Annotated in this window: 19 protein-coding genes; 10 read left to right on the top strand and 9 right to left on the bottom strand. The window is 40.9% G+C overall.

All coding sequences use genetic code 11. The annotated features are described in order from the left end of the window. Positions 1-65 precede the first annotated feature (65 nt). The 5 genes from F0361_RS16010 to F0361_RS15990 all read left to right on the top strand — a co-directional run bounded on the left by F0361_RS16010 (position 66) and on the right by F0361_RS15990 (position 4,972). Entirely contained in the window at positions 66-1,238 is a 1,173-nt protein-coding gene (locus F0361_RS16010) for a TolC family protein (protein WP_154920328.1), read from the top strand. Positions 1,239-1,254: 16 nt separating this feature from the next. Continuing rightward, positions 1,255-1,818, top strand: a complete 564-nt coding sequence (locus F0361_RS16005; RefSeq protein ID WP_154920141.1) for a DUF3347 domain-containing protein — start codon at positions 1,255-1,257, stop codon at positions 1,816-1,818. 29 nt (positions 1,819-1,847) lie between these two features. Continuing rightward, positions 1,848-2,561 carry a heavy-metal-associated domain-containing protein gene (locus F0361_RS16000; RefSeq protein WP_154920139.1) on the top strand — a complete coding sequence of 238 codons (714 nt, stop codon included), beginning with the start codon at positions 1,848-1,850 and terminating at the stop codon, positions 2,559-2,561. Positions 2,562-2,806: 245 nt separating this feature from the next. Beyond that, the gene (locus tag F0361_RS15995; protein ID WP_317131743.1) at positions 2,807-3,097 is read left to right on the top strand and encodes a four helix bundle protein; all 291 of its coding nucleotides are present in this window, start codon (positions 2,807-2,809) and stop codon (positions 3,095-3,097) included. A 159-nt stretch (positions 3,098-3,256) separates the two neighbouring features. Next, a complete protein-coding gene (locus tag F0361_RS15990; RefSeq protein ID WP_154920137.1) occupies positions 3,257-4,972 on the top strand; it encodes an efflux RND transporter periplasmic adaptor subunit in 1,716 nt (571 codons plus the stop codon). A 143-nt stretch (positions 4,973-5,115) separates the two neighbouring features. Here F0361_RS15990 and F0361_RS15985 read toward each other — a convergent pair whose 3' ends face one another. The 9 genes from F0361_RS15985 to F0361_RS15945 form a co-directional block, all read right to left on the bottom strand. Beyond that, positions 5,116-5,409, bottom strand: coding sequence for a type II toxin-antitoxin system RelE/ParE family toxin (locus F0361_RS15985; RefSeq protein ID WP_154920135.1), 294 nt, complete (start codon positions 5,407-5,409; stop codon positions 5,116-5,118). 3 nt (positions 5,410-5,412) lie between these two features. After that, entirely contained in the window at positions 5,413-5,631 is a 219-nt protein-coding gene (locus F0361_RS15980) for a type II toxin-antitoxin system ParD family antitoxin (RefSeq protein WP_154920133.1), read from the bottom strand. Between the two features lie 797 nt (positions 5,632-6,428). Beyond that, the gene (locus F0361_RS15975; RefSeq protein ID WP_154920131.1) at positions 6,429-8,903 is read right to left on the bottom strand and encodes a TonB-dependent receptor domain-containing protein; all 2,475 of its coding nucleotides are present in this window, start codon (positions 8,901-8,903) and stop codon (positions 6,429-6,431) included. 86 nt (positions 8,904-8,989) lie between these two features. Further along, positions 8,990-9,802, bottom strand: a complete 813-nt coding sequence (locus F0361_RS15970; protein WP_154920129.1) for an AraC family transcriptional regulator — start codon at positions 9,800-9,802, stop codon at positions 8,990-8,992. A gap of 289 nt (positions 9,803-10,091) precedes the next feature. After that, positions 10,092-10,511, bottom strand: coding sequence for a GreA/GreB family elongation factor (locus tag F0361_RS15965; RefSeq protein WP_154920127.1), 420 nt, complete (start codon positions 10,509-10,511; stop codon positions 10,092-10,094). Between the two features lie 32 nt (positions 10,512-10,543). After that, positions 10,544-11,149 (bottom strand): hypothetical protein, encoded by a 606-nt coding sequence (locus tag F0361_RS15960; protein WP_154920125.1) that lies wholly within the window; start codon positions 11,147-11,149, stop codon positions 10,544-10,546. A 131-nt stretch (positions 11,150-11,280) separates the two neighbouring features. Continuing rightward, entirely contained in the window at positions 11,281-11,643 is a 363-nt protein-coding gene (locus F0361_RS15955; protein ID WP_154920123.1) for a hypothetical protein, read from the bottom strand. Positions 11,644-11,831: 188 nt separating this feature from the next. After that, positions 11,832-13,157, bottom strand: a complete 1,326-nt coding sequence (locus F0361_RS15950; protein ID WP_154920121.1) for a sigma-54-dependent transcriptional regulator — start codon at positions 13,155-13,157, stop codon at positions 11,832-11,834. Positions 13,158-13,159: 2 nt separating this feature from the next. After that, positions 13,160-14,248 carry a sensor histidine kinase gene (locus tag F0361_RS15945; protein WP_154920118.1) on the bottom strand — a complete coding sequence of 363 codons (1,089 nt, stop codon included), beginning with the start codon at positions 14,246-14,248 and terminating at the stop codon, positions 13,160-13,162. Positions 14,249-14,659: 411 nt separating this feature from the next. Between F0361_RS15945 and F0361_RS15940 the strand changes: the two genes are divergently transcribed. From F0361_RS15940 to arsB, 5 genes are all read left to right on the top strand, one after another. Continuing rightward, positions 14,660-14,992 carry an ArsR/SmtB family transcription factor gene (locus tag F0361_RS15940; RefSeq protein WP_154920116.1) on the top strand — a complete coding sequence of 111 codons (333 nt, stop codon included), beginning with the start codon at positions 14,660-14,662 and terminating at the stop codon, positions 14,990-14,992. 215 nt (positions 14,993-15,207) lie between these two features. Beyond that, the gene (locus F0361_RS15935) at positions 15,208-15,693 is read left to right on the top strand and encodes a hypothetical protein (protein WP_154920114.1); all 486 of its coding nucleotides are present in this window, start codon (positions 15,208-15,210) and stop codon (positions 15,691-15,693) included. Next, positions 15,690-16,157, top strand: a complete 468-nt coding sequence (locus F0361_RS15930; RefSeq protein WP_154920112.1) for a DUF6428 family protein — start codon at positions 15,690-15,692, stop codon at positions 16,155-16,157. The genes F0361_RS15935 and F0361_RS15930 overlap by 4 nt, the downstream gene beginning before the upstream one ends. A gap of 20 nt (positions 16,158-16,177) precedes the next feature. Next, positions 16,178-16,810, top strand: a complete 633-nt coding sequence (locus tag F0361_RS15925; protein WP_154920110.1) for an arsenate-mycothiol transferase ArsC — start codon at positions 16,178-16,180, stop codon at positions 16,808-16,810. Between the two features lie 2 nt (positions 16,811-16,812). Continuing rightward, complete coding sequence (gene arsB, locus F0361_RS15920; RefSeq protein ID WP_154920108.1) at positions 16,813-17,868, top strand: ACR3 family arsenite efflux transporter; 1,056 nt, start codon at positions 16,813-16,815, stop codon at positions 17,866-17,868. Positions 17,869-17,872 lie beyond the last annotated feature (4 nt).

Genomic DNA, 17,872 nt, shown 5'->3' with positions numbered 1-17,872 from the left:
CATTATCACCTGTATGCTTCAAAAAGACCCTCGTTTTTAGTTTTTCACTTTTAGTTCTTCATTCAATGCATGCACAGGAACTGCAATCCTATATAATGGAAGCCGAAAGGAACAATCCCAATATTCAGGCTTTTGAGCTTCGGTATCACATTGCCAAGGAAAAGATCCATGAGGTCAATGCATTGCCCAACACCTCGGTCAGCGCCGGATATTTTGTGAGTGAACCCGAAACAAGGACGGGCGCGCAACGGGCACGTTTTTCCGTTTCCCAGATGCTGCCTTGGTTTGGGACAATAACGGCACGGTCAAGCTATGCAAGCTCTATGGCGGAAACGGAATTTGTGGAAATAGCCATTGCCAAACGGAAATTGGCCCTTTCGGTCGCACGGTCCTACTATCAGTTATACGCCATACGGGCGAAGCAGAATATTTTGGACAAGAATATCCAATTGTTAGAAACCTATGAACGATTGGCTTTGACATCGGTTGAAGTGGGCCAGGCGTCTGCCGTAGATGTCCTGAAATTGCAGATCAGGCAAAATGAATTGCAGCAGGAAAAGGAAATCCTACGGGAAAATTATATGGCGGAGCAGGCAAGCTTTAACAGCCTTTTGAATCGTAAAGGTACCATCGCAGTGGAAGTCGTCCCGGAAATGACAATTCCTATGGAAGACCCTATTTTTGACCAAAACGGTTTGACTCTCAATCCCGAATTGCTCAAATATGATAGGCTTTACGAATCTGTTGAACAATCGGAACTATTGAACCAGAAGGAAAGTGCCCCCAATGTGGGGTTTGGGTTGGATTACTTGCCCGTTTCGGAACGGCCCGATATGACCTTTAACGACAACGGTAAGGATATCGTTATGCCCATGGTATCACTTTCGATACCCATTTTTAACAACCGTTTTGCCTCGGTATCAAAACAGAACGAACTCCGCCAAAAGGAAATCGAATTTCAGAGAACGGAACGATTGAACCTTCTGGAAGCCGCTTTGGCAAAGGCAACATCGGAACGAAATCAGGCACGGATAAAATTCAATACCCAAGAAAAAAACCTGGAACAGGCCCAAGATGCCGAGGAGATTCTAATAAAGAATTATGAAACCGGAACAATCGATTTTAACGATGTGCTGGACATACAGGAATTACAGTTAAAATTTCAAATGAATCAGATTGAGTCGGTTCGTGCGTACTACCTGCAATCGGCCATCATCAACTATTTAATAAATCAATGATCTAAATTCAAAATCTATGAAATCAATACGTATTGAAAACGCAAAATCAAGAAAACCCATGGTAAATAGAACATTTTTCAGGACATTTTCGGCAATAGTGTCCTTATCAGCGCTTGTTGCCTGCAAAAATGAACCAAAATCCAATGGTGAAACCCAGGTCAAAGAAGAGGTGAGTCAGGAGAAGGCAGCGTTGGCGTTTAATGATAGCAAAGTGCGCAACCAATTTCAGCATTATATCCATCTTAAGACGGCACTTGTAAATTCGGATGCGGTGGAAGCACAATCGGGTGCCAAAATGCTGATGGAAAATACGGAGGATGCCGCTCTAAAGGAAATGTTGGCAAAAATTGCAGCATTGAACGAGATTGAGGATCAACGTGTCGTATTTTCAGAGGTAACCAAGAAAATCACGGAGATAGTGGATGCATCCATTTCTTCCGGCGAAGTCTATATGCAGTACTGCCCGATGGCATTTAACAATGAAGGAGGCTATTGGTTATCGACCGAGAAGGAAATTCGTAACCCTTATTTTGGGGATAGGATGCTCACATGTGGTAAGGTGACGGAAATTATCAAGTAATTCCTGGATGAGGGGTTTAAACAAATAGCATGAAACATACGTACCATATACAAGGAATGACATGTAACGGTTGCAGGACCCATGTTGAGGAAACGCTTTCAAAAATAGAAGGTGTTAGGAACGCTTCCGTCGATTTGGAAAAGGCCGAAGCAATTATTGAGATGGAGCATCATATCGATGTAAATACCTTACAAAAGTCACTTCCGGATAAATATAGCATTTCAGAAAAGCGAATGGTAACGATGGCTGAAACAAGTACGGAAACAAAATCGAAATTGGAGCAGTTACGGCCGTTGTTTTTAATCTTGGGATATATAACAATAGCCTCGATTCTACTCAATTACAATAGGCCCAATTGGGAAGGGGCGATGCTTGATTTTATGGGGCTTTTCTACATTGTGTTCAGCTTTTTTAAGATGCTCGATCTTAAAGGGTTTCCCGATAGTTTCCGAATGTACGACCCCTTGGCAAAGGCCGTACCTTTTTATGCTTGGGTATATCCCTTTATAGAGACCATTTTAGGAGTATTGTTCTTGATGAGACTTTATGTGCCTTTTGCATTGATTACCACACTGGTCGTTCTGGGAATTACAACGATAGGGGTCACGAGGACACTTTTGGATAAGAAATCCATACAATGCGCCTGTTTGGGAACGGCACTCAAATTGCCAATGACAGAGGCAACATTTATTGAAAATGCCATTATGATCGTAATGGCCATAAGTATGTTAATCGGTCTTTAAAAAAGGATGGTTTGATGTGTGGATGGTTGGATGTGTGGATGGGTTTGATGTGTGGATTGTTTGATGTGTGGATTGTTTGATGTGCGGATGGGTTTGATGTGTGGATGGTTGGATGTGTGGATGGTTTGATGTGTGGATGGGTTTGATGTGCAGATGGTTTGATGTGTGGATTGTTGGATGTGCGGATGGGTTTGATGTGTGGATGGGATTTATGTTATGATTGAAGGTTTAAGAATTATATAGGTATGAGAAAGAACGAGTTATTGGAAGTCACTTTTAAACTTGCTTTATTAATAATAGCCTATTCGGAGGAATTGGAGAAAGCTGGGAAGTACGTAATTGCCCGCCAGATTATGCGGTCTGGAACCTCCATAGGGGCCAACTCCAGGGAAGCACAAGGTGCTGAAAGTAGACCCGATTTCATTCATAAACTCAAAATCGCATATAAGGAAGCACAGGAAACGGAATATTGGTATTACTGTGCGAGCAGTCCCAAACATATCCAAACCCGGATGAGGACCTGGTTTCCCATTTGAAATCCAGTTTAAAACTGATAGGTAAAATAATTTCAACTTCAAAAAAATCAAAATGAAATATCCATGGCATTCATTGACGTCGATAAAATGATTACAGGGATGTTACATGCCTTTACTAATCGTAGCCGAAGTATGGCCATTGAAAAACAATAAAAAAACATGAAAAAATATGTCATTTATCTACTGATCTTGATATTGGGAATTGTTGCTGGGGGGTACTTTTTCTCCAATAGTAAGGAAAATACATCCGCCCATCCACCCATCAACGCATCAATTAATCAAGAAATGTGGACTTGCTCCATGCATCCCCAGATAATGCAACCGGAGCATGGAGACTGTCCCATTTGTGGTATGGACCTCATTCCGGCCGAAACAGGGCAAGATGGTCTGGCAGCCGGTCAATTTACCATGACCGCCAATGCCCTGGCCCTGGCCAATGTTCAGACTATGGTGATAGGCCCAAGGTCTACAAATGTTAGTGGTACCATCAATCTGTCCGGCAATATAACTGTCAATGAGGAGGCCATTGCCGTTCAGGCCAGCTATTTTGATGGAAGAATCGAAAAGTTGTATGTCAACTATGAAGGACAGGAAGTGGGCAAAGGAGAATTGTTGGCATCCATTTATGCTCCAGAATTGGTTGCGGCCCAACAGGAACTGTTGACCGCTACATCCTTAAAAAGCTCACAGCCCCAACTATATCAGGCGGTCAGAAATAAGTTGAAGCTTTGGAAATTGACCGAGAAACAAATCGACGGTATTGAAAGTTCTGGAAGAGTAACGGAGTCTTTTCCCGTGTATGCAACGGTCTCGGGAACGGTTTCAGAAGTTATGAGTGCCGAAGGCGATTATGTCAAAAAGGGACAGCCCATTGTAAAATTGAGTGACTTAAGTACGGTCTGGGCAGAATTTGATGCGTATGAAAGTCAACTGTCCGTATTCAAAAAAGGGCAGCATATACGTATTGTCACAAATGCATATCCAAATAAATCCTTTGATGGTGAAATAGCCTTTATAGATCCTATTTTGGACAATGCTACGAGAACAGTAACAGTTAGGGCCACTCTAAAGAATGAGGAGGACATTTTTAAACCGGGGATGTTCGTTTCGGGCGCAATCGAAGGTATTCATGGTGGAGAAAGTGAAAAAGAACTATTGGTTCCAACATCCGCCATTATGTGGACCGGGGAACGCTCATTGGTCTATGTAAAGGTGAAAAAGGACGAACCCGTATTTGAGATGCGTGAAGTGATGTTGGGAACTAGAATCGGTGAGCAAATTCAAGTGCCTTCTGGGTTGGAAGCTGGCGAGGAAATTGTCACCAATGGCACCTTTACGGTGGATGCCGCAGCCCAATTGCAGGGTAAAAGAAGTATGATGAATAAAATCGGTGTAAATAGTTTGTCAGGTTATGTTAATACAATACCTAAAATGGAATTCACCGATGCATTTCAAAACCAATTCAAAATGGCCTTACCTGCTTATTTAAATTTGAAGAATTCCCTTGTATTGGGTAACGCGGAACAAACGTCTAAGGAAGCCAAAGCGATGATGGAAGCATTGCAGAAAATCGATAATTCGGAATTAGGTAAAATGGAAAAGGACCATTTCGGCAAAATTACTGAAATGATACGGGCAATTTTAGGAAATCAGGATATAGAAAATCAAAGAGCCCATTTCGTATCGTTTAACGAGCATTTGGTAGCGATCACTAGAAACTTAAACACCTTTGAAAAAACGCTATACATCCAGCAATGTCCTATGGCGAATAGCAATAAGGGTGCCCTATGGTTGAGTACTGAGAAAGAAATTAAAAACCCTTATTTTGGGGATGCCATGTTGACCTGCGGAGCCGTAATTGATTCCCTAAAATAATTCAAGGGTAACCTACTTTATTTGAGGTGTTTGTTGATTTAAAAAGAGTACTTAGCTTATTTCCATGATACAGGAAGTAACTATCTCCTGTTTACGGGGGGTTAAGTGGTATTGGATGTAAATGGGGTGTAAAAATATGTGCCTCATTTTAAGTGCTTTGGAAGATCACGTCGACCATGTAAAACCCTCACAATCCTAATACGGTCGGGCAAAATTCGATAAAAAATAATGTGCGACCTATATGGAAAACTAAATAATTCCAATTTTATCTCGTTCCTGCGCCTTCCAATGTCCGGATTTTTAGAAATTTTTTCAAGACCTACTTGAATTCCTTCCAAATATTTGGCAGCCTGCGAACGACCGAATTTAAAGATTCCAAAATCATAAATTTCTTGAAGGTCGTTTTTGGCCGCTTCTGAAAGAATAAAACGATTCATTGATTATTTCCTAGAGGCTATAATGTCAGCTACGGAAATTTCGCTGTCAGGACCATTCCATCCTTTTTCAATCTCAGCTCTCAAATCCGCAATCACTTTTTCTCTATAAATTTCATGTAACCTAAGTGCATCCCTGATTACCTCACTATTGTTCTGATATTCACCTGAGGCTACTTGTTTAGAGATATACTCTTCCTGCTTTTTTGTGAAACTGATATTCATTTTTAACGTTTTACAATATCGAAGATATGATATTTAATGATATTTAGCAAATATGGATATATCCAAAAGCTCTTACTAAAAGTAAATATGCCATGGTTTGCCAGTATTTTTTCAGTACTCAGCTATCTTTTTTTTTGAATTACTTTAATCTTAAGTGTCCAGTTTATTTATTAAAAAACTGGACATTGTAAAAACCCATTTATGAACACCACCAAATGAAAATCTATGTAAATGTATGAGGTAGGAAAAAAAAGCTACCCCATGGCGTATGTGTTTACCTATGTTGGTTTTAGGAGCTAGGTGACGTATAGGTGTGGTTATCATTAAACCTATGAAAAAAGGCTAAATCTGTCGAGCTTTTCAGTTTCAAAATACGGATTAGGCTTTGTGTCAATTTGGAGATTATCTATTGCAAGAAAAATTGTTAACGTTACTATTTTTTCTTTAATCCCATATTAGTGGCGTTAGGCACCAAGAGATTCCAAAAATTACCTTAGAAATCCTGAAAATTAAAACAGATACAGGTGGGACCAAGGAAAATCCTATTAAGCTTTTTATTTAGAGTGGTTTGTTTTTTAATGGGTGGCAAAAAGAGTGGTGATATGCCAACATATAATGTTAAGTGCTTTTATTTGTCGCTTTCAACTTAGGGTTACTCCTTTTGCGAATTGATTTTAAGAAGGCTAAAAATAGAAATGAAAAAGAATTATAGGATAGGTAATTATTATTTTCCTTTGTTTCGTTCAAAATCGCTTTTGTAGCTATTCCTCGTGTTCCGGGCTTCTTTTTAAGTTATCCTAAAACTCCTTCTTTCCAAACTCACTATCGATGAACCTTGACTTATCCGTGTTCCTGTTGAAGGTATAAGTCAGGTTAAGAATGACCATATCCACTTCGTAGACGTAATTGGTAGTAGTAAAGAATTCGCCATCCCTAAAGGTTGTAATCCGTTGTTCGTTGGAATCCAACAAACCTAAATCTATGTTCTGCCATTGCAGTGTGGCCGTAAGACGGTCATCAAAGAAGGTCTTTCGCAGCGTCAGATTTGGGGAATAGAACCGTGAATCCTCCCCCTGGGCGGTATTCTGAGCAGATAGATAGTTGAGGGTGAACTGTGCCGAGGCCGTATCCGAAAAATCAATAGTGCTGTTCGCATTGATAGAGTAGATAAAAGCTTCCGTTTCCACTGTCCTGTTGTCAAAGTTTCCGTCGATACGATATTTGTAAAGGTTCGCACCTATAAAATTCTTCCAATTTTTCAAAGGTTTTAGTTCCGCACCTAATTCCACACCAAAAGCCTTGGCCTTTCCTACGTTACTGTAAATACGGTTCAAAATGGTATCGTTAAAAACGGTGTTCACCCTATTTACCAAATTTTCGGTGTTGCGGTAATAGGCAGTGGCAAAAACGGAATTTCCCTGGTGCAGGTTCTTACTGATGCCCACTTCAAAAAGGTCGATGAATTCGGGTCTTAGGGTAGGGTCCCCTTGTTCGAGTGTCTCTGAATGTTCCCTTTCCGGGAAGGGATTCATCTTAAAGGTCGTGGTACGCTCCACCCGTTTGCTATAGGCGGCCTTGAGCTTTGTATTATCCGCAAAGGTGTATTGTAATGATGCCGAAGGAAACAATTTTACGTAGTTATAAACATAGGTTGTATCAATGGTATTTGTCTTGTCACGCAGATCAAAATCCCTTTGCATTGCCTCGACACGGGTACCGGCCGTATAGTCCCATTTCCCTTTAGACCCGCTTAGTTGTGCATATCCTGAATGTAGGGTGCGTCTCAAATCTACTTCACTGGAAAATTCCGGGATCAGTTCAAAAATTCCGGTGGTATTGTTCAGGCGTTCGTATACAAAATCCCCCGTATGATCAAGATAGCGATATTGGTATCCGGTCTCCAGTTGTCCGATGGACCAAGGTTTCCAGACATAATCGGCCTGAAAGCGGATGCCGTTGAGTGGGTTGTCATTGGTATTGAATTCGTCCTGCAGCACAATATTGGTATTTGGAAAGCCAAGGTTTTGGTTGGTAGTTGGTCCCCCAAGCAGTGTATATTCGTGCAAAAAGGAAGTGGAAAGTTTTGAACCGTCACCGAACGTGTGCGCATAATCTATACTTCCCAGAACAAAATCGCCCCGTCTTATCCTCAAGTTCTCGTTGAAATATTGTAAGGTATACAGCCGTTCCCCTCCATCGGCAGGGGTAATGGCATGGTTATCAAAATAAAGGATATCCGCGGTACGGTCCTTGCTTCGTTTTCCGGCATAGAATCCCAATGAAAAAGTGTTCAGGGAATCTGGGGTGAAATCCACGGTAAAACGACCACTGTAGTTCAGTTCGTCAAAACTGCGTTCCCCACTGGAAGGAAACCGTGTCAAGGTGTCCTGAATGATGGTGAACACGTCGCCCTCACGTCTTCCCCCTAGATCGTTACGCTGGTAGTTCGCTCCAAGGGATATGTTCCAGTTGCCCTTTCTGATGTTATAGGTGCCGTCTATTCCGTAACGTTGGTGCGCCTCCGCATTGCCGTACCGCTCGATGGACGGAAAACCGCCCTTTAGGTTGAACTGTGCAAAGCTGCCATCGGCCGCACCCTTTTTGGTAAGGATGTTCAGGATACCCGCCTTGCCTTCGGGGTCATATCTGGCGGATGGTGCCGTAATGAGTTCCACACGCTCTATGGCATTGGCGGGGAGCTGGTTCAGCAGGGTGGATGCACTGCCCTGAACCGGTTTTCCGTTGAGCAGCACTACGAAGCCGGTACTTCCACGAACGCTTATCTCACCAAGACCGTTGACCGATACAGCGGGTACATTCCGAAGCACGTCCGTCGCAGTTCCCCCTTGGCTATTCTGGAACTGCTTGGCATCGAACACCTGACGGTCTATTTTGTTGATGACCGTTGCCATTTCCCCTTCCACCACCACTTCCTCCAATTGGTTTTCCCCAATGGTCAACGCAAGCGTTCCCAAATCGATTTCTTCGTTCTTGCTATCAATTATAATATCGCGAACCGTTTGTGAGTTGTAGCCAATAAAAGATGCTTCCAGATAATAGGTTCCCTTCTTAATGTCATCTATCAAGAATAGACCGTCTATATCCGTGATTACCCCGGTAATCAAGGTGCCGTTTTCCTGGTCGAATAGGGCGGCCGTTGCGTATTCCAAGGGATAATTGTTGGATGCATCTACAAACTTTCCGCTAAGCTGACCGAATGAATTCGTTGAAAACGTGATGAAGAACAGGAAGGCAGCTATAAAAATTCTCATGGGATGGTATGATTTACAGGAAAAACCAAACGTAAAAATACGGCCAAGGCAGCGGCATTTGTGGTCTATTTAAAAAATGTACGGTATCATTCCCTACGCCTGAACTGCAAAGGGGTCTTTCCCGTATTTCTTTTGAAGTATTTTACGAAATGGGAAACGTCCTTAAACTCGAAGCTATAGGCGATTTCGGTGATGGTGGCATTGGTGTAGCGGAGCATACGTTTCGATTCCTTGATGATTTCTTGGGCAATGATCTCCGAAGCTGTTTTTGAATAGCGCACCTTGCATTGGGCCGTTAGGTTCTGGGCCGTGGTGTTGAGCTTTTCCGCATAAAAGGTAACATCGTTCTTAAGTTTTTCCTCCAATAATAGTTGGAATCTAGTAAGCCTATCCCCAGTGTTTGCGGTATTTCCTGGGTTGGCATGCCCAATGATTTTTGCCAGCAGGGCCTTGAGGGTACCTTCCACCACATCTGGTTGCAGGGCGCTGCCCGAATCATATTCCTTACAAAGTACCTCAAAAAGACTGTCTATGTGCGGGTCATGGGGAATTTTTAGGCTCTGTTCGTTACTGAGCTGTTCCAATTGTTGGTTTATGCGCTTATCCAGGGTGCCGTTAAGAAAGGCCTCCTTGAAAATAATGACAAAGCCTTTGGGCTCCACATCTATTTCCCAATGGTGCACTTCGTCCTTTTTAATCAAAAAAACGATGGGAGGCGTAATTGCATAGCCTACCGTATCTACATAATGGAACCCGGAACCTTTACTAAAATAGACCAGTTCCAAATATTTATTGTGTTTGTGCGGCTTGGTATACCTTTTTGAAACGTCAAAGGGCGCTATCTTGATCGTGGAAGACCCATCTATTTTGGTGTAAATGCTTATTTGGTCCTTGTCCATGGCATACAACCGTTTTCTACGGCGGATTTGGGGTTTGTTTAGGCTTGGTAGGCCTTTTCAACCAGCAAATTATCCTGTTGGGAAAGATATTTTTTGAGTACCGAGGTCTGGAATATTGGCATTAATGTCAACGAGATTGATTATTCAAACTAAGTAAGGTTAAATGGGGGAGAAATAAAAAAGCAAAATAGGAATAACCCTTTAGTTTAACAATTAACTACGATGAGAATTAAGAGTTTTCTTATGTGTCTCCTAATAGTTTGAACTTTGCGATTCTCGAAACGATCGTTTAAAGTACCATATCCAACCCAATATTATTGCTCCGTTGCCTAACCTCCTTTATTATAAATCTTTCCGAGGTTTGCATGGAGGTACTATTGATACTTATACCTTCCATCCGCCCAAAGACCAATGCTCCTTTGTCCGTAAAAATGGATAACTTGTTTTGGTTAATGCCCAACTCTGAAGGTAATGCCAATTGAAACGTTTCCAATTTGCCATCTGGGTATTCGATAGTAACCTTTGAATTGATTCGTATTATATTCTTTGGCATATCACTCTCGGAGATAATTTTGGCGGTTTCCAAAGCAACCGAATATCTTTCCAAAATTGCTTTCAAGGTCATGTCTTGAATAAAGGTCGAAAGGTTGATGGCCCGCTTTATCAGAACATACTCCTTTTGCTCAACTATTAGAACGTTCTTACCCATTGTGTCTTGATTCCATTATCCACAATTTGATTTTAGTATATGGGGCTTTTACCCGGATAAAATATGAGTGCCAGCATCAATATCCCAATTACTATCAAAAAGGCGATTTCCAAATTTGACATTAGCGAGTTCATGCCCAAGGACTTGTTGGAAAGTTGGGTCAATTGACCGCTTTCGTTCAATTGAATTTGGGCCAAACCATCCAACTTTGTTTGAATTTCATCAAACTGTTTACTGACCAGTGCCGTTTTTTCTATTGCCATACCGTTATCGGTTTCTTTTACCTTGATCAAGGTTTGATAGGTATTATCAAGATCATACAATAGATTGGACTCTTTGGCAGTAAGCTCGGTCATTGCAAAATCGTCCAACAACTGTCTTATCTTTCCATTTTGATGGTCGTCCATGGTAAACTGTCCTGTTCTGGTCAGTTCAAGCTCTTTAGTATGAAAAATGTTGTTCAGTTGATATATGAAATCCTGTACCATCACTCGGTCTTTGTAGACGGAGTTTACGGTATTCTGTACCGTTTCAAAATGTTTTTTGTCCAATCGGTTGGAACCTAGTACCAGAAGGAACGCCATAACAAGGATAAGCCCTGCATGTAACCGTTGGGGTATGGAAAGCTTCGCGAACATGGTCTCTATTTTAAGTTTCTTACATCTATTTAGATACGTGAATAAGATTTTCCCCAGATAAAAAATCCACCTGACGGCTATTCCCACTCGAGTAACCTGAACAGGTGGATCCCATCAACCAACCAAAATGATTATTTTGTCATCAACTCACCAGAATTGAGGGCTTCGTCAATATCGACGGTAACGGAAGGATGGCTTCCAAAAAAGCGGTGGCCGTCGACTTTCTTTATCCTTACTTCTGTGGTGCCGTTCCTTTTTTCTTTAATAGAGCTTACAACGACTTTCTCTCCCAATACACTCTTGTAATTGGCGATACCGCCTCTCTTAATGATGAAATTTGCTCTAGGAAATTCAATGTGCTTGTATTTGTTGGTTTCGGGTTTCCCTATCTCAAATACATCACCTACTTTAACGTCTATCCTTGTTTGTTCATCGCTCACTTGAGCGTTCAACACACTTACTGAAAACATGAGGGCAAATACATACTTTATCATAACTATTTACTTTTAAAGGTTACTGATTAAATTCACACATTAAAAGGCAAACGCTATGCCCCTAAATAGAAACAGCCGTGCCAAAAAAATCATATAACTGAATATCAGGTATATAAAATTGATTTTTTTTAAAGAGGGATTTTTAAAAGTGAGGAAAAATTCCCCAGTTGGGGAAAAACCGAACACTATTAAGAAAGTTTATCACGTAATGTCTTGCGGTCTATTTGAAGAATTTCGGCGGCTTTACTTTTGTTGCCCTGGGTGTGTGCCAATACTCTCTTTACGTATTCTTTTTCCATTTCCCTTAATGGTACGAAGCCCCTTTCGGGAAACTCTATCTGATATTTCAATAAATCCGGAAGGTCTTTTACCCCTATAATGCCATCTGACATAATAATGGCCCGTTGTATGATATTCTCCAGTTCCCTGATATTGCCCGGCCAGTAATAGCGTTCCAATACCTGAAGTGCTTCGGGTGCGATTCGCAATAAGCGATCCTTGTACTCGACCCCATATTTTCTCAAAAATTTCTCTACCAAAAGCGGAATATCGGATTTGCGTTCACGCAACGGCGGCACATTGATTTCGACTACCGTTAGGCGATAATACAGATCTTCACGAAAGGTATTCTTTTTAATTTCCTCTATTAGATCTGCATTGGTAGCGGCTATAATGCGAATATCCACTTTTTGCGCTTTCTGTGACCCTACTTTTGTAATCTCCTTTTCCTGTAAAGCCCTCAATAGTTTTGTTTGCACGGTCAGTGAAGCTGTGCCGATCTCATCCAAAAATAACGTACCGCCCTCGGCGGCCTGAAAGAAGCCATTTCGGTCTTCATTGGCCCCTGTGAACGCCCCTTTTTTGTAACCGAAAAGTTCCGCCTCCTGGAGGTTTTCGGGAATCGCTCCACAGTTCACGGCAATAAAGGGCGCACGGGAATATTTACCAGAATAATGAATGGCCCTGGCAACAAGTTCCTTTCCTGTACCACTCTCTCCCCTAATCAGTATTGTGGCCTTGTTATCCTTGACCCGTTCGACAATATTGGTCACATTATGGAAGGCATCTGATTCACCCACCATGTCCGCATACTTATTATTGTCAATATTTTCCGGTTTTGGCTTTGGAGGTGTTTTTTTGGGTCTATGGGCAAATGCCTTGGCAAGACTATCTTTTAGCTCTGCTTTGGTAAAGGGTTTGGTAAGATAGTCCATCGCTCCCGACTTGATGACCTCCAACACCCCGTCTACGGAAGGATAGCCCGTAACGACCAACTTGGGCATATCAGGATGGTGCTCATTGGCATATTTCAATAATTGCAGTCCGTCGACTTCCGGCATTTGAATATCGGTAATCAGTAAATCGATTTCCGTATCCTTTAGGATAAACAAGGCTTCCTTGACCGATATGGCCTTGAAGGTATGGTAGTCCATTGACTTTAGGTGTCGTTGCAATAGTTCTAGGATGTCAATGTCATCGTCTACAATCAATATATTTTCCTTTCGCAATGCCATATTTACAATTTAGGAAAATCAATGGTAAAAACGGTTCCCTTTGGTTCATTGGGACTATGGGAAATGGTGCCTTTATGGCTGGTAATGATACCGTGTACTACACTAAGACCAAGGCCAGAACCTTCACCTACTGGCTTGGTAGTAAAAAAAGGTTCAAAGACCTTATCAGCGTTTTCTGCTGGTATACCCGATCCCTCGTCGGCAATGCGTATTCTGATTTTCCCTTCATAATGAAGAACTTGTACTAGGATACGCCCTTTCTCTGGAGAATAAAAAACGGCGTTCATGATTAGATTGAACAATACTTGGGTCAATTGGACCGTATCAGCTCTTAGCCTTAAGGTTCTGTCGTCGAAGGAGGTACTGATTTCTATTTTCTTTGCCCTTAATTGGGGCTTCAATAGTTTAAGTACGTTTTCGATTGCTGGGACCAATTCAATCGAACTCATTTCACGAGGCATCTCACAGGCAAAAAACATCAGTTTTTTGACTATTTCACGGCTAAAAATGGCATTATCCATGATTTTTTGAAGATCACGGGAAGTATCTGGGTCTACAATGCTTTCTTGTAATAATTCTGCAAAGCCAAGAATGTTTGCCAAAGGCGTATTGAGTTCATGGGCTATTCCTGCGGTTATCTCTCCCAGTATATGCAAACGGTCGGCCCGCTCCATTTGCTTTCGGGTGGCAATCTCGTTGTCACGAATCTGCTTGCGCTCCATAAGGTTCCCCACTGCAAGGCTGACATTGTGCAATAAGGTCCGCTCCTCTTCCAAAAAATCTTCCAATGTATATTTTGATGATGGATACCCGACCGTAACTTGACCTTCCACGGAATTAAAAATCTTGATATCGGCACTCAGGCTTACCCTATCGGAACCATAACCCTCTGTCTGGGCTTCGTATCCGTTGACCTTTATGTGGGCCTCGGTATCTTCTACAAATTGCCAACCTCTTTTTAGGCAATAGGTAATCGCCTCTAGAGATGCTTCCAACTGATCATAGTCGGAATTCACGATTATGGATGTTACCTCATAAAGACAGGTAAGTTCCTTTACTCGCTCCTTTAGTTTGGCTTCTACCGAATTCATTCTTACTTGTTTGTAGGCTATAAGGTAAAGGTCGGGATTAAAATGATGGATTAAAAGAAGAATCTGGTACTAAAAGATGATATCCACACATAAGACCCTATCCATTTTATAATTTCGTTTAAGGAAGCATTATCGGCACTTTTTGATTTCTACTTTTCTCGACGTCCCACTAGTCAAATTTAAAAAACAACTAGTGTTTATAAGACTATCCGAAATGAGTTTAGCCTCCATCTGAATCTAACTTTTTCAATACGTTCTGCCCTGAAAATTGTCAATCCACTGGATGAATATAAAGAAACAACAAAGGGACGTTTCTGAAAAATTTAAAATTTTGCTATATGCCTGGTAAATTATGTTAAAATTGATGTGGGAGATGATTATTAATTGTAATATTGCAATTAAATAATAGGAATGGGACTCGCCAAAACAGAAATATTCACTGATCACCAGAATCAAATTGCGATATTCGCCAAGGCCTTTGGGCATCCGGCGCGTGTTGCTATTCTGCAACAATTGTTCAAAATGGACAGTTGTTACTGCGGGAGTCTGGTCGATGAAATTGGTTTGGCCCAGCCAACGATATCACAACACCTTAAGGAGCTGAGGAACTTGGGATTGGTCAAGGGCAATGTCGAGGGAACAAGTGTATGCTATTGTATCGACAAGGATAATTGGACGGCGATGAAATCAGTTATGGAGGATTTTCTAAACCAGGACCTTCCCGAGAATGAAGACTGCTGCTAAAAAAATTTACATCAATTAATCGTTTTATTGCAATAAACAAATAGATTAATGTCATTATGAAAACCAAAGGAATTTTAGTCATGTCTATAATGCTGATTCTCTCTCAGCAAGCACTACATTCTCAAAAACTAAGAATTAAGATCTTGAAATCGATAGTTCCCATTGAAACAAGTTTTTCCAGTATAGAACAGGAAAGGAAAATTTAGCTTGACCAATTGGCCTCAAGGATTTATAAGGAAAACAGGGTTAATGAAAACACGGGCCTTGTTTTCATAGACAGCAATAACAAAACAAAGAGCCAACTCGCTGCTATTTGGCTGAAAACGGGTTTAATAAAGTATGAGCTTGGGGGTTACAACATTCAATCTGCTGGAATCAAGGTTGCAAACGAGCCCTTACATGCGTTGGCAACGCTTAAACAGCATGGCTTCAAGGTAAGTAATGCGAGCGACAAGAAGCTATACTCATATACTATCAATTTTGGGTCCGATAGTTGGAATGTATACTATAAGGACTTAAGTTCCCTTAGAAATTTGGAAAAAAGTTTAAAGGTTTTCGTAGAAGATAATTTGGAAATGGGGGATGATCCAATGCAAGTATATGTTCCCCTAGATTCTCCTGAAACCATAGCCAAAGAAATGCTCTACGTAGCTTCTAGAATCGATTATTTGACCCAATCACAAAAACAAAAGGAATTATGAAACTATCACAAATTAAAGAACAGCTTACCCAATTGGACAGAATTGCTTTTAAGCTACCCAATGGCGATTTAGTCCCCAGCCATTTTCACGTTACTGAAGTTGGCAGGATTACCAAACACTTTATAGACTGTGGCGGGACTGTACGTAATGAGGAAGTTGCCAATTTTCAACTTTGGAACGCTGATGATTATGACCATAGGATACATCCGGAAAAACTACTCAATATCATTGAACTTTCAGAAAAAGTTTTAGGTATTGAAGATTTGGAAATTGAGGTAGAATACCAAGGGGAGACCATAGGGAAGTTTGGTCTGGAATTCGATGGTAAATATTTCCTGCTCACTTCCAAGCAGACCGATTGTCTTGCTAGGGATAAATGTGGCATCCATACCGAAAATCCAAAATTCAACTTACCAGTAGTGGACGCAGAACCTTGTTGTACCCCAGATGGAAACTGCTGTTAACCAATATATAGAACCAAAAAATGATGACAAAGCAGTCAACCGTGTTTCCGGAAATTGAAAAGACAATCAAGAATTTAGATCCCGCGACCATTTCCGAAGAGCGAAAAGCAATTTTACAACCGCTAGTAGATATTATACAATCAAAAGTTTTGGGAGGTCAAGAAATCCGAATCAACTTCATCTGTACGCATAATTCGCGTAGAAGCCATTTATCCCAAGTTTGGGCGCAAACATTGGCATCGTATTTCAATATTAATAAGGTAACATGTTATTCGGGAGGTACGGAAGCAACAGCCTTTTTTCCTATGGTGGCAGAAACGTTAAAAAAACAAGGGTTTGAAATCCTAAAACTTTCAGACACCAACAATTCCGTGTATGCTATAAAATATGCTGAAAATGAACTGCCCGTAATTGGATTTTCTAAAAAACTGGATGATGACTTTAACCCAAAATCAGCCTTTATTGCCATTATGACCTGCGATTCCGCCAGCGAAGCCTGTCCTTTTGTTCCAGGAGCAGAAAAGCGCATCCCAATTATGTTTGAAGATCCAAAAGCATTCGACAATACACCACAACAAGCTCAAAAGTATATAGAACGTAGTGAGCAAATTGCAACCGAAATGTATTACATATTCTCTCAAATAAAAGCATAACTATGGCGGCAAAAAAATTAAGTTTTTTAGATAAAAATCTAACCTTATGGATATTTATTGCAATGGCTTTAGGAGTAGGTTTAGGATATTTTATCCCAAGCGTTCCTAATGTCATTAATAGCTTTAGTTCAGGTACAACCAACATTCCAATTGCAATCGGCTTAATTATTATGATGTATCCGCCTTTGGCTAAAGTAAATTATGCCTTACTGCCCAAAGTATTCAAAAATGTAAAAATACTTTCCATTTCCTTAATTCTTAACTGGGTTATTGGTCCAGTTTTAATGTTCATCTTGGCAATTACCTTTTTACGTGATTATCCTGAATATATGGTTGGGTTAATCCTTATTGGGTTGGCACGTTGCATTGCGATGGTTTTGGTATGGAACGACCTAGCCGAAGGAAATAGTGAATACGGTGCAGGTTTAGTTGCCTTAAACAGCATTTTTCAAGTTTTTGCCTATAGTTTTTATGCTTGGTTGTTTATAACCAAGCTACCACCATTATATGGGTTTGAAGGAGCTATTGTAGATATTTCAATTGCAACAATTGCAGAAAGTGTTGCTATCTATTTAGGTATTCCATTCTTGATGGGTATTTTAAGCAGATTGGTTTTGGTGAAACTAAAAGGAGAAGAATGGTACACCAAAAAATTTATACCTACCATTTCACCCTTAACCCTTATTGCGTTATTGTTTACTATTATAGTAATGTTTTCACTTAAAGGTGAACTGATTGTTGAAATACCAATGGATGTAGTCATCATTGCGATTCCATTGTTAGTCTATTTTACGGTGATGTTCATTATCGGCTTTTTCTTTACTAAAGCGATGGGTGCGGAGTATGACAAAACAGCATCGGTAGCCTTCACCGCAGCAGGAAATAACTTTGAACTGGCTATTGCGGTTGCTATTGCGGTCTTTGGGCTTAACTCAGGACAAGCGTTTGCAGGTGTTATCGGTCCTTTGGTTGAAGTTCCCGCATTGATTTTATTAGTACGGGTGGCATTTTGGTTGCGGAAAAAATACTACGAAAAACCAAGTACGGTAGTAAAATGAGAAT

The organism is Maribacter flavus (assembly GCF_008386635.1).
GTDB classification, from domain to species: Bacteria; Bacteroidota; Bacteroidia; order Flavobacteriales; family Flavobacteriaceae; genus Maribacter; species Maribacter flavus.
The sequence above is the reverse complement of the archived record's forward strand: the minus strand, read 5'-3'. Positions and strand labels throughout refer to the sequence as shown.